The sequence below is a fragment of the Streptococcus mitis genome, from assembly GCF_003942865.1.
Lineage (GTDB): Bacteria > Bacillota > Bacilli > Lactobacillales > Streptococcaceae > Streptococcus > Streptococcus mitis_BI.
The window spans coordinates 21,011-34,270 of sequence record NZ_RJNZ01000006.1; the positions used below are offsets into that span (position 1 = coordinate 21,011).

At 43.4% G+C, this 13,260-nt stretch carries 17 protein-coding genes; 2 read left to right on the forward strand and 15 right to left on the reverse strand.

What is annotated here, in order from left to right; translation table 11 throughout:
* Positions 1–133 precede the first annotated feature (133 nt).
* Positions 134–1,102 (forward strand): NAD(P)/FAD-dependent oxidoreductase, encoded by a 969-nt coding sequence (locus D8845_RS05510; protein ID WP_125452765.1) that lies wholly within the window; start codon positions 134–136, stop codon positions 1,100–1,102.
* Between the two features lie 31 nt (positions 1,103–1,133).
* Here D8845_RS05510 and whiA read toward each other — a convergent pair whose 3' ends face one another.
* From whiA to D8845_RS05560, 10 genes are all read right to left on the reverse strand, one after another.
* A complete protein-coding gene (whiA, locus tag D8845_RS05515; RefSeq protein WP_125448154.1) occupies positions 1,134–2,045 on the reverse strand; it encodes a DNA-binding protein WhiA in 912 nt (303 codons plus the stop codon).
* On the reverse strand, positions 2,042–3,019 hold the full coding sequence (locus tag D8845_RS05520) for a YvcK family protein (RefSeq protein WP_125452766.1): 978 nt from the start codon (positions 3,017–3,019) through the stop codon (positions 2,042–2,044). Before D8845_RS05520 ends, whiA begins: the two co-directional genes overlap by 4 nt.
* The gene (rapZ, locus tag D8845_RS05525; RefSeq protein ID WP_125452767.1) at positions 3,016–3,906 is read right to left on the reverse strand and encodes an RNase adapter RapZ; all 891 of its coding nucleotides are present in this window, start codon (positions 3,904–3,906) and stop codon (positions 3,016–3,018) included. Before rapZ ends, D8845_RS05520 begins: the two co-directional genes overlap by 4 nt.
* A gap of 51 nt (positions 3,907–3,957) precedes the next feature.
* Positions 3,958–4,338 carry a RidA family protein gene (locus D8845_RS05530; protein WP_001140420.1) on the reverse strand — a complete coding sequence of 127 codons (381 nt, stop codon included), beginning with the start codon at positions 4,336–4,338 and terminating at the stop codon, positions 3,958–3,960.
* A gap of 9 nt (positions 4,339–4,347) precedes the next feature.
* A complete protein-coding gene (gene yihA, locus D8845_RS05535; RefSeq protein ID WP_020900580.1) occupies positions 4,348–4,935 on the reverse strand; it encodes a ribosome biogenesis GTP-binding protein YihA/YsxC in 588 nt (195 codons plus the stop codon).
* An 8-nt stretch (positions 4,936–4,943) separates the two neighbouring features.
* Positions 4,944–6,176 (reverse strand): ATP-dependent Clp protease ATP-binding subunit ClpX, encoded by a 1,233-nt coding sequence (gene clpX / locus D8845_RS05540; RefSeq protein ID WP_012972566.1) that lies wholly within the window; start codon positions 6,174–6,176, stop codon positions 4,944–4,946.
* Positions 6,177–6,212: 36 nt separating this feature from the next.
* Positions 6,213–6,383 (reverse strand): hypothetical protein, encoded by a 171-nt coding sequence (locus D8845_RS05545; protein ID WP_000442260.1) that lies wholly within the window; start codon positions 6,381–6,383, stop codon positions 6,213–6,215.
* Entirely contained in the window at positions 6,383–6,889 is a 507-nt protein-coding gene (locus tag D8845_RS05550; protein ID WP_125452768.1) for a dihydrofolate reductase, read from the reverse strand. Before D8845_RS05550 ends, D8845_RS05545 begins: the two co-directional genes overlap by 1 nt.
* Positions 6,890–7,008: 119 nt before the next feature.
* Positions 7,009–7,683 (reverse strand): (d)CMP kinase, encoded by a 675-nt coding sequence (gene cmk / locus D8845_RS05555; RefSeq protein WP_042750775.1) that lies wholly within the window; start codon positions 7,681–7,683, stop codon positions 7,009–7,011.
* An 8-nt stretch (positions 7,684–7,691) separates the two neighbouring features.
* Positions 7,692–8,192 carry an SAG1386/EF1546 family surface-associated protein gene (locus D8845_RS05560; protein WP_185756245.1) on the reverse strand — a complete coding sequence of 167 codons (501 nt, stop codon included), beginning with the start codon at positions 8,190–8,192 and terminating at the stop codon, positions 7,692–7,694.
* Between the two features lie 45 nt (positions 8,193–8,237).
* Between D8845_RS05560 and D8845_RS05565 the strand changes: the two genes are divergently transcribed.
* Positions 8,238–8,435 carry a ferredoxin gene (locus D8845_RS05565; RefSeq protein WP_004235080.1) on the forward strand — a complete coding sequence of 66 codons (198 nt, stop codon included), beginning with the start codon at positions 8,238–8,240 and terminating at the stop codon, positions 8,433–8,435.
* A gap of 57 nt (positions 8,436–8,492) precedes the next feature.
* Here the strand turns inward: D8845_RS05565 and D8845_RS05570 are convergent, their stop codons facing one another.
* The 5 genes from D8845_RS05570 to D8845_RS05590 form a co-directional block, all read right to left on the reverse strand.
* On the reverse strand, positions 8,493–9,458 hold the full coding sequence (locus tag D8845_RS05570) for a glycosyltransferase family 2 protein (RefSeq protein WP_125452813.1): 966 nt from the start codon (positions 9,456–9,458) through the stop codon (positions 8,493–8,495).
* A gap of 1 nt (position 9,459) precedes the next feature.
* Positions 9,460–10,479 carry a UDP-glucose 4-epimerase GalE gene (galE, locus tag D8845_RS05575; RefSeq protein WP_049491630.1) on the reverse strand — a complete coding sequence of 340 codons (1,020 nt, stop codon included), beginning with the start codon at positions 10,477–10,479 and terminating at the stop codon, positions 9,460–9,462.
* A 102-nt stretch (positions 10,480–10,581) separates the two neighbouring features.
* Positions 10,582–11,685 carry an NAD(P)/FAD-dependent oxidoreductase gene (locus tag D8845_RS05580; protein WP_185757397.1) on the reverse strand — a complete coding sequence of 368 codons (1,104 nt, stop codon included), beginning with the start codon at positions 11,683–11,685 and terminating at the stop codon, positions 10,582–10,584.
* Between the two features lie 16 nt (positions 11,686–11,701).
* Positions 11,702–12,499 (reverse strand): Nif3-like dinuclear metal center hexameric protein, encoded by a 798-nt coding sequence (locus tag D8845_RS05585; RefSeq protein WP_125452770.1) that lies wholly within the window; start codon positions 12,497–12,499, stop codon positions 11,702–11,704.
* The gene (locus D8845_RS05590; RefSeq protein WP_125452771.1) at positions 12,486–13,163 is read right to left on the reverse strand and encodes a tRNA (adenine(22)-N(1))-methyltransferase; all 678 of its coding nucleotides are present in this window, start codon (positions 13,161–13,163) and stop codon (positions 12,486–12,488) included. Before D8845_RS05590 ends, D8845_RS05585 begins: the two co-directional genes overlap by 14 nt.
* Between the last annotated feature and the right edge of the window lie 97 nt (positions 13,164–13,260).

Below are 13,260 nucleotides of genomic sequence, written 5' to 3' on the forward strand. Positions count from 1 at the left end.
GTTGCTCAAAACACTGTTTTGAGGTTGTGGATAGAACTGACGAAGTCAGTAACCATAGCTACGGTAAGGCGACGCTGACGTGGTTTGAATTTAATTTTCGAAGAGTATGACTAGAAAAAACAAAGGAGAAACCATGTCTCAACTCTATGATATTACCATTGTAGGTGGTGGTCCCGTCGGACTTTTTGCAGCCTTCTATGCCCACCTACGCCAAGCCAAGGTCCAAATAATCGACTCCCTTCCACAACTAGGTGGACAACCTGCTATTCTCTATCCTGAAAAGGAAATCCTCGACGTTCCAGGTTTCCCAAACCTGACTGGAGAAGAATTGACCAACCGCTTGATTGAACAACTAAACGGCTTTGATACCCCTATTCATCTCAATGAAACGGTTCTTGAGATTGAAAAACAAGAGGAAGGATTTGTCATCACAACTTCTAAAGGAAGTCACCTGTCTAAAACAGTTATCATCGCTATGGGTGGCGGTGCCTTTAAACCACGTCCACTGGAACTAGAAGGCGTTGAGGGTTATGAAAATATCCACTACCACGTTTCCAACATCCAGCAATATGCTGGTAAGAAAGTGACGATTCTGGGTGGAGGAGACTCGGCTGTGGATTGGGCTTTGGCTTTTGAAAAAATTGCGCCAACTACCCTTGTTCACCGCAGAGATAATTTTCGCGCCTTGGAGCACAGTGTTCAAGCCTTACAGGAATCATCTGTGAGCATCAAGACACCATTCGTCCCTAGCCAACTCCTTGGAGATGGAAAAACGCTCGATAAACTTGAAATCACAAAAGTCAAATCTGATGAAACCAAAACGATTGACCTAGACCACCTCTTTGTCAACTATGGTTTCAAATCTTCTGTCGGTAACCTTAAAAACTGGGGTCTGGACCTCAACCGCCACAAGATTATCGTCAACAGCAAACAGGAATCCAGCCAAGCAGGTATCTATGCTATCGGTGACTGCTGCTACTATGACGGAAAAATTGATCTGATTGCGACAGGCCTCGGAGAAGCACCAACCGCTGTTAACAACGCCATCAACTACATCGACCCTGAGCAAAAAGTACAACCAAAACACTCTACTAGTTTATAAAAAAGAACCACGAGTCCTACGATTCGTGGTTTTATAGTTCATCGGCTATCTTATTGATTTTTCTGAGTCTGTGGTTGACACCACTTTTTGTAAGGGAAGTGCTGAGACTATCTGCTAACTGCTGGATAGAGTAGTCTGGGTGCTGAATCCGCAATTGCGCTACCTCCTGCAAATCCACTGGCAGGTTTTCTAAGCCCATGATATCTTTGATTTTACTGATATTGTTGATAGTCTTCATGCTGGCAGAAACTGTCCGAGCAATATTGGCTGTTTCGGCATTATTGGCCCTATTGAGGTCATTACGGGTTTCTCGTAAAATCTTTACTCTCTCAAAATCATCACGCGCCTGCATGGCTCCGATGACAATCAAGAAGTCCATAATATCTTCGGCACGCTGGAGGTAGGTCACAGCACCCTTTTTGCGCTCAAGTACTTTGGCATCTAATAAAAATTGCTGGAGAAGGGAGGCAAGCCCTTGCGCGTGATCCAGATAAACAGAACTGATTTCCAACTGGTACTTACCTGATTCAGGGTCACGAATGCTCCCATTCGCTAAGAAAGCACCACAGAGATAGGCACGCCCTGCTTCCTCGTCCGATAAAATCTCCTCATCAATACCTGTTTCTAGGCCAAAGAAGGAGTCTGCCAAGTGCAAATCACTTAACAAGTCCTGCACCTTTTCATCAGTAAAGACAGTATAGACCCGATTCTTACGAAGATTACTCCTCTGGTGGTGACGAATTTCTGATTTGATTTCGTAGAAATGGAGAAAGGACTCATAGAGGTGACGGGCTAGCTTAGCGTTTTCTGTCACGACGGATAATGTCAAGCCCGAAGTCGAGAGACCGATACTGCCAGACATCTTGATAATGGCAGATAATTCATGCCGGCTCAGATGGTGCTGACCTAGGATTTCTTCTTTAACTGCTACTGTGAAACTCATTTTCTCACCTGTATAATCCGCATCAACTCATCCACGATCAAATCCCCATCGTGAAAGGCACCCCCATTTTCCAGACGCAGGAAGTTGGATGAAATCACACGCGGAACCTGCTTACTAAGACCAGCAAAATCATGTTCCACCTGCACCAAGTATTCATCAAAACGGTTGGAATTCATGTATTCCTGAGGCACTTTTTCAATATTCACCAAGACAGTATCGATAAAAGGTCGGCCAAGGTGACGATGCAAGACCTCTACGTGATCACTATCTGTAAAGTGTTCCGTCTCCCCACGTTGGGTCATGATATTGCAGACATAGGCGATTTCTGCCTTGGTTTCCAAAAGTGCCTGCCCGATTTCCTTAATCACGATATTGGGCAAAATCGAGGTAAAGAGGGAACCAGGTCCGAGGACAATCATGTCACTTTCAAGAATGGTCTGCACTACTCGACGACTGGCCAGAGGCGTATCATCGTTGAGGGTATTGGTCACATAGACATGGTCAATCATGCCTGGATGGTCTGCAATATGACTCTCTCCAGCCACTTCTGTCCTATCCTGAAAGACCGCATGAAGGGTCAAAGGATGGTCACTGGAAGGATAAATCTTCCCAGTTGTATGGAAAAATTTGCTCAGTAACTGCATGGCATTATAGGTCGAACCCTGCATTTCTGACAAGCCAGCAATGATGAGATTACCCAATGGATGACCAGCAAAGGCTCCTGCATCTTCAGAAAAGCGATACTGAAAGACTTTCTCATAAAACTTAGGCATATCCGACATGGCCACAAGGACATTGCGGAGATCTCCTGGCGGTGTCAACTGCTGCATGTTTTTTCGGAGTTCACCTGATGAACCACCATCATCCGCCACCGTTACGATAGCAGCGATTTCCACATCTTTTTCACGCAGACTTTTAAGAATGACGGGGATCCCAGTCCCTCCACCAATCACCGTTATCTTTGGTTTTCTCATGAACGGTTTACCGTTTCCTTTCTTCGGTCTTTGTCGCGATGCCCTTCATTAACAGGCCAATTCTTGGATAAGTCCTGCGCCAAGCGTTTAGCAAAGGCCACACTACGGTGTTGCCCACCCGTACAACCCGTGGCAATGGTCAAAACGGACTTACCTTCCTTTTGGTAACTTGGCAAAATCGGCTCAATCAAGGCCAACAAATGTTGATAGAAGTCTTCTGACTCAGGGTGATTCATGACATAGTCATAAACTGGTTCATCTACACCCGTTTGGTTTCGCAGTTCTGGAAGGTAGTATGGATTTGGCAAGAAACGGACATCAAAAACCAAGTCTGCATCAATCGGGATTCCATATTTAAAGCCAAAAGACATGACTTCGATACGGAAAGACTGGGCTTGTTCTTGGTCTGAAAACTGCTCTGCAAGGGTTTTACGTAGCTCACGTGGAGTGAGTTCAGTCGTATCCACCACATTTTGACTCATATTTTTCAAAGGCGCCAAGAGTTCACGTTCCAGCTTGATTCCATCCAAAATCCGTCCATCTGCAGCTAGAGGGTGACTTCGTCTGGTTTCCTTGTAACGAGCAACCAATTCCTTATCAGCTGCATCCAAAAAGAGAATTTTAAAGTCCAGTTCTTCCTTATTTTCCAACTCATCCAAAACAGCTGAAATCTCTGAGAAGAAAGAACGGCTACGCATATCCACTACCAAGGCCAACTTATGGTCGTCTTCCTTTGTTTCCACCAACTGCAAAAACTTAGGCAAGAGAGCTGGAGGCATATTGTCAATAGTAAAATAGCCTAGATCCTCGAAGGACTGAATGGCCACAGTTTTCCCTGCACCACTCATCCCTGTCACAATCACCAAGTGAAGTTGTTTCTTTGTCATCTTTTTCTCCTTATATCAAAAGAAGTTTGGCAGAACCAAACTTCAACTAGCTTATCCAATCTCTGCGATGACTTCGATTTCGACTTTTACATCACGAGGAAGACGAGCTACCTCCACAGCTGAACGAGCTGGGAATTCCTCTTTAAAGGCTGTTTGGTAAACCTCGTTAAAAGGAACAAAGTCGTTCATATCACTCAAGAAACAAGTTGTTTTGACAACATGGTCAAAGTCTGTTCCTGCTTCTGCCAAAATAGCACCGATGTTTTTCAAGACTTGTTCTGTCTGTTCTTGGATCGTTTCTCCAACGATTTCCCCAGTTTCAGGAGATAGAGGAACTTGACCACTAGCAAACAAAAGGTTGCCAACGATTTTTCCTTGAACATATGGTCCGATAGCCTTTGGAGCTTTGTCTGTATGAATTGTTTTTGCCATTTCTTTACCTCATAATTTTTCTAAAATTGCATCCCAAGCTTGATCCATCCCTGCCTTGCTGACAGATGAAAAGAGAATAAAGTCGTCACTTGGGTCAAAGTTTAATTTCTTCTTAATTGCTGATTCATGCTTGTTCCACTTACCACGAGGAATCTTGTCTGCCTTAGTCGCAACGATGATGACCGGAATCTCATAGTATTTGAGAAATTCATACATCTGTACATCATCTGCTGACGGGTCATGACGAAGGTCCACCAAACTGACCACAGCACGGAGATTTTCCCGAGTTGTTAGGTACTCCTCAATCATGCGCCCCCACTTTTCACGTTCCTTTTTAGAAACGCGGGCATAGCCATAACCAGGCACATCCACAAAGCGCATCTTGTCATCAATGTTAAAGAAGTTGAGAAGCTGGGTTTTACCAGGTTTCCCTGATGTTCGGGCTAGATTCTTACGGTTCAGCATGGTGTTGATAAAGCTAGACTTGCCAACATTGGAACGCCCTGCTAGGGCAATCTCTGGCAGTTCATCCTGCGGATAGTGGGATTTATTAGCCGCACTGAGTAAGATTTCAGCATTGTGTGTATTAAGTTCCATAGTCACCTCTAGGCTGTTTCTAGGATTGGTTTATCCGTTCCATCGACAGCTTCTTTAGTGATGCGGACCAATTTCACATTTTCCTGACTCGGTACTTCAAACATGACATCTAGCATGGTTTCTTCGATAATCGAGCGAAGACCACGCGCACCAGTTTTGCGTTCGATAGCCTTATTGGCGATTTCTTGAAGGGCTTCGTCGTCAAATTCCAACTCGACATCATCATAAGAAAGCAAGGTTTGGTATTGTTTGACCAAAGCATTTCTTGGCTCTTTCAAGATGCGAACCAAATCATCTACTGTCAACTGCTCAAGAGCAGCAAAGACAGGCAAGCGTCCAATCAGCTCAGGGATAATACCGAATTTTTGAATATCTTCTGCGATGATTTCTTGCATGTATGAGCTGTTTTCATCAATCGCTTTATTGTTTTGACCAAATCCGATGACTTTTTCTCCAAGACGTTGTTTGACGATTTCTTCAATGCCATCAAAGGCACCACCCACGATGAAGAGGATATTTTTGGTATCCACTTGAATCATCTCTTGTTGCGGATGTTTACGTCCACCTTGAGGCGGCACGCTAGCAACGGTTCCCTCGATAATCTTGAGAAGGGCTTGTTGCACGCCTTCACCAGAAACATCACGTGTGATAGAAACGTTCTCACTCTTCTTAGCAATCTTGTCAATTTCATCCACATAGATAATGCCACGCTCTGCACGTTCAATGTTAAAGTCAGCAGCCTGCAAGAGCTTGAGGAGAATATTTTCCACGTCCTCACCCACATAACCAGCCTCAGTAAGAGCTGTCGCATCCGCAATCGCAAAAGGCACATTCAAACTCTTAGCCAAGGTCTGAGCAAGGAAAGTTTTCCCTGAACCAGTTGGTCCAATCATCAAGATGTTTGACTTCTGCAAATCCACATCTTCTGACTCTTCACGCGTATCGTGGAAATTAATACGTTTGTAGTGGTTGTAAACAGCTACTGCCAAGGCACGTTTAGCACGATCTTGACCGATTACATAGTGGTTCAAGATATGGAGGAGTTCGATTGGTTTTGGAACCTCAGACAAGTCTGCTAAAACTTCCTCAGCCAACTCCTCCCGAATGATTTCCTGAGCCAACTCCACACATTCATTACAAATAAAGGCGTTGTTCCCAGCGATTATTTTTTGTACTTCTTCTTGGCTTTTGCCACAAAATGAGCAATAAACCATCATATCATTATTCCTATTTGTAGGCATGATTTCCTTCCGTTCTATTCTATACTTTCATTCTATCTAAAATAAGGTCATGTAAAAAGCATGGATACTATTGACCAAATTGGTAAAGGCATTTAACCAGAGCAGGACAGAAAGTCCATAGCGCTTTTTACGAAAAGCCTGTGCTCCTGCAAGCAAGCAGACCAAACACAGCATGGCTGTGAAAAAACCAAATATACTACGTTCCATTAGACTTCCTTTCTCTTGCGGTATTGGATGGTAAAATCATAAGGATTTTTCTCATCTTTGGTATAGGATTTGCTTGAAACTGTCTCAAAAAGAGACAAGTCAAACTCCTCAGGAAAATAGGTATCCCCCTCCACCCGAGCATGAATGTGAGTGACAATCACTTCATCCAAATAGGACTCAAAAGCCTGAAAAATCTGCTTCCCACCGAGAATGTAGAGATTCTTTTCTTGAGCCTGATACCAGTCCAAGACAGACTGGACATCGTGAAAAGTAGCAACCCCGTCTATCTTTTCTTCAGAATTACGCGTCAAAATCAAGGTCTCCCGTTTTGGAAGCAAGCGACGCCCCATCCCATCAAAGGTCACGCGCCCCATCAAGATAGCATGATTCAGAGTTGTTTCCTTGAAATGTTGCAGTTCTGCTGGCAAATGCCAAGGCAGACGATTGTCCTTACCAATCACACCCTCTTCATCCTGGGCCCAAATAGCTACGATTTTCTTAGTCATGCTTCCATCCTTTTCACTGATAGTACTATTTTATCAAAAAACTCAAAAAAAGACTGGTTTGGAATGCGTTCAGTTTGATAGAAAAGAAGCAGGCTAGCTTTAGCCTGCTTCTCCGGTCCCTAGGACATGCGTTTTTTTGCTTCTGATTCAATTTTTTTAACTACTTCTTGAATGTTCAAGCCAGTTGTATCAAGGTAGACAGCGTCCTCTGCTTGTTTGAGAGGTGAAGTCTCACGATGACTATCCTTGTAGTCACGCGCAGCAATTTCCTCTTTTAGGGTTTCAAGGTCTGTTTCAATTCCCTTGGCAATATTTTCCTTGTAACGACGCTCTGCTCTTTCATCAACAGAAGCTACTAGAAAAATTTTCAGTTCTGCTTGTGGCAATACAACAGTTCCAATATCGCGACCGTCCATGACAATCCCACCTTGCTGGGCAATCTCTTGTTGGAGAGAAACTAGTTTCTCACGAACTTCAGGAATTGCCGCAATAGCAGAAACATGATTGGTCACTTCATTTTCACGAATAGGATGAGTAATGTCCACATCTCCTACAAAGACAAGTTGTTCTCCAGTTTCTGAGCGCCCAAAGCTGATTGGATGCTGGTCCAATAAGGCTAAAAGTTCCTCAATCTCTTCCACTCCTAACTGGTGTTTCAGAGCCATATAGGTCGCTGCACGATACATAGCACCTGTATCTAGATAGGTGTAACCAAAATCCTTAGCAATAATCTTTGCGACCGTACTCTTACCACTTGAAGCTGGACCGTCAATAGCAATTTGAATTGTTTTCATATCAACTCCTATTTGATTTTGATAACATCACCTGGATTAGCAAACCAAGATCCTGTAGCCATATGCCCAGGATTCAAGGCCTCTAGCTGAGCAATCGAGATTCCTGCACGAGCGGCAATGGTTGCTTCTCCTTCTCCAGCCTGAACTGTAATTGTCCCTTCACTATCAGTATGCTCTTCAGAATGACTTTCACTAGAAGAACTCTCTGTAGAAGTTGCTTCTTCAGTCTTGCTAGATGAAGATGCGGATTCTTCTATTACAGAGGTTGAAACAGGGGCAGATGAATCATAAAAATCTTTCAAGGCTGCTGTACGATTACTCCCTCCACTTGAAAGATAAATCAATACTATTATCATTACTACAACAATCACGAAAAAGAGACTAGCTAGAATCGTCAAGACACGATTTGCAACAATACCTGTACCTTTTTGATTACGTTGACGTCGTTCCGTTCTCGTCTGTTCTTCTTGATTCTCATAAATATCTTCTTGCCACGGTTCTTTTGCCATACCTTACTCCTTGTTTTTTTTTACTTTTCTTATTACAATATAAATATGAAAATCACACTTATACCTGAACGCTGCATTGCCTGTGGGCTTTGCCAAACTTATTCTGAATTATTTGATTACCACGATAATGGAATCGTGCGTTTTTACGATGACCCTGACCAACTAGAAAAAGAAATCTCTCCTAGTCAGGACGTCGTAGAAGCTGTTAGAAACTGTCCGACACGTGCCTTGATTAAAGATTAACTCTAATACCGACAAGAACGTTCCACTCCTTCTAGTTTAGCATATTTCCATGCAAAATTATAGTCTTTTCTCTTTATTTTTTTCTGTAAAATCAGGAAGGTCACTTTTTTCTTTGACGAGATAAAGTGGTCTTTTTTTGGTCTCTAGATAAATCTTACTGATATACTTGCCGAGAATCCCAATGGTCAAGAGTTGAATCCCACCAAGGAAGAGAATAACAGCCATCAGAGAGGTCCAACCTGATGTCGGATTGCCCAAAATGAGGGTCCGCACCACAACAAAAAAGGTCATAAGCAGAGAAATAAAACAAGATAGGAGACCTGCCACAAAGGCTATAATCAAGGGAAAATCTGAAAAGTTAACAATCCCTTCAATAGAGTAGAAAAAGAGTTGCCTAAAACTCCAACTGGTCTTGCCAGCCTGCCTTTCGACATTTGGATAGTCCAGATAGTGGATTTTAAAGCCGACCCAGGCAAAGAGTCCCTTAGAAAAACGATTAGACTCGGTCAAAGCTAAAATAGCATCGACTACAGACCTTCTCATCATGCGAAAATCACGGACACCTGATGGCAAGGCTACTGGACTAATTTTTTGCATAAGGCGGTAAAAGAGATTAGCGCAGAGACTACGTAAAACTGGTTCTCCCTCCCGACTGGTTCTGCGTGTTCCAACACAGTCCAAGTCTGCATTCTGGTCTAGTAAATTTTTCATCTCAAGCAACATACTCGGAGGATCTTGGAGGTCTACATCCATCACTACCACCAAATCTCCTGTTGCATATTGCAAGCCTGCATAGAGGGCTGCTTCTTTGCCAAAATTTCGCGAGAAAGAAATATAATGAACTGCCGGATTTTGCTTCCGATAGGCCTTTAAACGTTCCAAGGTCCCATCACTTGATCCATCATCGACAAAGACATACTCGATTTCTGTTTCCAAATCTGGAAGTAAAGCTTCCAAAGCCTGATAAAAAAGAGGAAGTACTTCCTCTTCATTTAAACAGGGGACAATGATTGACATCACCATCTTAGTCTTCAAATCCATTTGGATGCTTGCTTTGCCAACGCCATGCGTCTTCACACATTTGGGTGATGTCTAATTCTGCTTCCCAACCGAGTTCTGCTTTGGCTTTTGCAGGATCTGAATAGCAGGCTGCGATATCACCTGGGCGACGGTCTACAATGCGGTAAGGAATTGGACGTCCCACTGCTTTTTCCATGTTTTGAATAATTTCAAGAACAGAATAACCTTTACCTGTTCCAAGGTTATAAACGTTTAGACCTGAACCTTTTTGAATTTTTTGTAGAGCTGCAACGTGACCTTTAGCCAAATCGACAACGTGGATATAATCACGAACACCAGTTCCATCTTCCGTATCGTAATCGTCTCCAAACACTTGCACTTGCTCTAATTTCCCAACTGCTACTTGAGTCACATATGGCAAGAGGTTGTTTGGAATACCGTTTGGATTTTCTCCTAGGTCTCCACTTTCATGAGCTCCGATTGGGTTGAAATAACGAAGCAAGACCACATTCCATTCTGAGTCTGCCTTGTAGATATCGGTCAAAATTTCCTCTAGCATAAGTTTGGTACGACCGTATGGATTGGTCACTGAAAGTGGGAAATCTTCCAAGATTGGCACTGTATGAGGATCGCCATAAACTGTCGCAGAAGAACTGAAAATAATGTTTTTACAGTTGTTTTCTTCCATGACCTTCAAAAGACTAACAGTTCCAGCGATATTGTTGTCATAGTAGGCAAGAGGGATACGGGTTGATTCGCCAACAGCCTTCAAACCAGCAAAGTGAATGACCCCTGTTGGTTCTTCTTGTTTGAAAATGTCACGAAGAGTATCTGTATCACGGATATCTGCCTCATAGAAAGGCACTTCAACTCCTGTAATTCTCTCAACAACTTCTAAACTTTTTCTGTTACTATTAACAAGGTTATCCACCACAACAACTTGATGACCTGCTTGGATTAACTCAATAACAGTGTGGGTTCCGATAAAACCTGCTCCACCCGTTACCAAAATCTTTTCTTGCATCTTTTTTCCTCGATTCTCAGATTATTTTTTCTTATTTTACCATTTTTGATAGGGAATGTCATTTGCCATCCTAGAAGCTAAGCTAAAATTTCAGTAAAATATTTATTCACTTTTTAGTCGTTTGACATAGTTTTCAATTGGGTAGTTTAGAGGGTCCAAGGTCAACTCCTTGTCTTGGATCAGTTGAGCTAGATGGTAACCAATGATAGGACCAGTTGTGAGGCCTGATGACCCTAGTCCACTGGCTGCATAGACACCTGCTAAGCCAGGTACTTGCCCAAAGAAAGGAGAGAAATCACTGGTGTAGGCACGGATTCCCACACGCTCAGTTTTTGAAGTCGCTACTGCCAAGACTGGATAGTGAGGCAAGGCTGCCTCCTCCATTTGCTGGAGCAAGATTTTATCTACCGTCAAATCAAATCCCATGTCATTTTCATGGGTAGCGCCTAGGGATAATTTCCCACCTGCAAAAGGAATCAAATCCCACTCCCCTTCTGGCATAACAACAGGGTAAGCTTCCATGTCTTGGCCAAGCTGATAATCTCGGAGTTGCCCCTTTTGGGGACGAACATCTACTTCATAACCTAAAGGCTCTAACAGGTGTCCCAACCAAGCTCCCGTCGCCAAAATAACCTGATCAAACACCTCTTCGTCAATCTGGTAACCTGATGCTAAAGGTGTCAGAGTTACTTTTTCTTTGACTAGCTTGACCTGACTGGCTTCCAGCAAACGAGTCACTAAAAGTTGACCATCTACTCTTGCTCCACCAGAAGCATAGAGCAGTTGGTCAAATCCCTGCAAACCAGGGAATAATTCATTTGCTGAGGCTTGATCAAGAATGCCTAACTGCCCTATCAAGGGAGATTCTTCTCTGCGCTGAAGGGCCAGTTGATAGAGTTCTTCCAACTTAGTTTCATCCTTTTTCAGGAGAAAAACTCCTGAACGCTGGTAAAAGTCGATTTCTTGCCCTGACTTTTCTAAATCAGCTAATAAATCCACATAAAAGTCAGCACCCAAGCGTGCCATCTTGTACCAGGCCCTATTGCGGCGTTTTGAAAACCAAGGACTGATAATGCCCGCCGCTGCCTTGGTAGCCTGCCCCTGTCCATGGTCAAAAACGCTCACCTTTAGGTCACTTTCTTTCGAGAGGTAGTAGGCAGCTGTTGCCCCCACAATCCCTGCTCCGATAATGGCTACTTTTTTCATTGTTTTCACTTTCTAACTAGATATGGTGGAAAGGATTGGTCGATGCCTGACTAGGTAAGATATCAATAGACCAGCCCTTCTCTGCCTTCCATTGAGTAAGGAGTGCTGCGATTTTTTCCACAAAAAGCACTTCGATATAGTGTCCTGGATCCAGTGCCAGCAAGCCATCAGACAGCATATCTTGGGCAGTGTGATAGTAGATATCGCCAGTAATATAGACATCTGCTCCCTTATCTAAGGCATCCTTATAGAATGACTGCCCGCTACCACCACAGATAGCCACTCTTGAAATTGGGTTCTGCAAATCACTCTCTTGATAATGCACCATTCGAAGACCATCTAGGCCAAAGACTTGCTTAACATGTTGAGCCAATTCTCCAAAGGTCTGAGGCTGAATATTCCCAATCCGTCCAATCCCACGTTCTGGAGCTGTTTCCTGCAGATAAGTCGTCTCCTTGATTCCTAGCATCTGACAGAACCAGTCATTGAGGCCATTTTCAACGATGTCAATATTGGTATGGCTGACATAAACTGCGATGTCATGCTTGATGAGATCAATGTAAATCTGATTTTGTGGACGGCTAGCTACCAAATCCTTGATCGGCCGGAAAATCGGCGCGTGCTTGACGATAATCAAATTCACACCCTTTTCAATAGCTTCAGCCACCGTTTCTTCACGAATATCCAGAGCTACCATGACCCTTTGGATATCCTTGTCTAAAGTGCCAATTTGCAAACCACGACTGTCTCCCTCCATGGAAAATTCCTGAGGGCAAAAGGCTTCATACGCATTAATCACTTCACTTGCTAACATGGAGAACCTCCTTGATGGCTTGAATTTTATCTACTAGAACTTGACGTTCTTCCAGATTTTTTTCTGGGATTTGTCCGAGGGCAAACTCTAGTTTAACAGCTTCTTTTTGCCATTTTTGGACAAAGACTGGACTGACCTCTTTGGACAAGAAAGGTCCAAAGCGAACATCACTGGCTGATAGCTTCATTTGTCCTGCTTCCACCACCAAAATCTCGTAAAACTTGCCAGCTTCTTCTAAGATACTTTCAGCTACAATCTGAAATCCGTTCTCTTGTAACCAGATACGCAAATCGTCTTCACGATTATTGGGCTGGAGAATCAAACGCTCTACATTAGCTAACTTGTCCAAGCCTTCTTCTAAAATCCTAGCAATCAAACGACCACCCATACCAGCAATGGTAATGACAGACACTTGATCTGCCTCTTCAAAGGCTGCTAGGCCATTGGCTAAACGGACTTGGATTTTCTCCTTTAAGCTATGAGCCTCAACATTTTTAACCGCAGACTGGTAGGGACCTTCCACCACCTCACCTGCAATGGCGCTTTTGATTTTACCTCTCTCGACCAACTCGATAGGCAGATAAGCATGGTCACTTCCCACATCTAGTAAAATGGCTCCCTGTGGCACAAAGGAAGCCACTAATTCTAATCTCTTTGAAATCATTTTCTCTCACTTTCCAAAACTCTATTACCTCTTATTATACCACATTTCAGCTGGCAATCTTGTACCTAAAAAGACCGCAATCCACAGATTGCAGTCT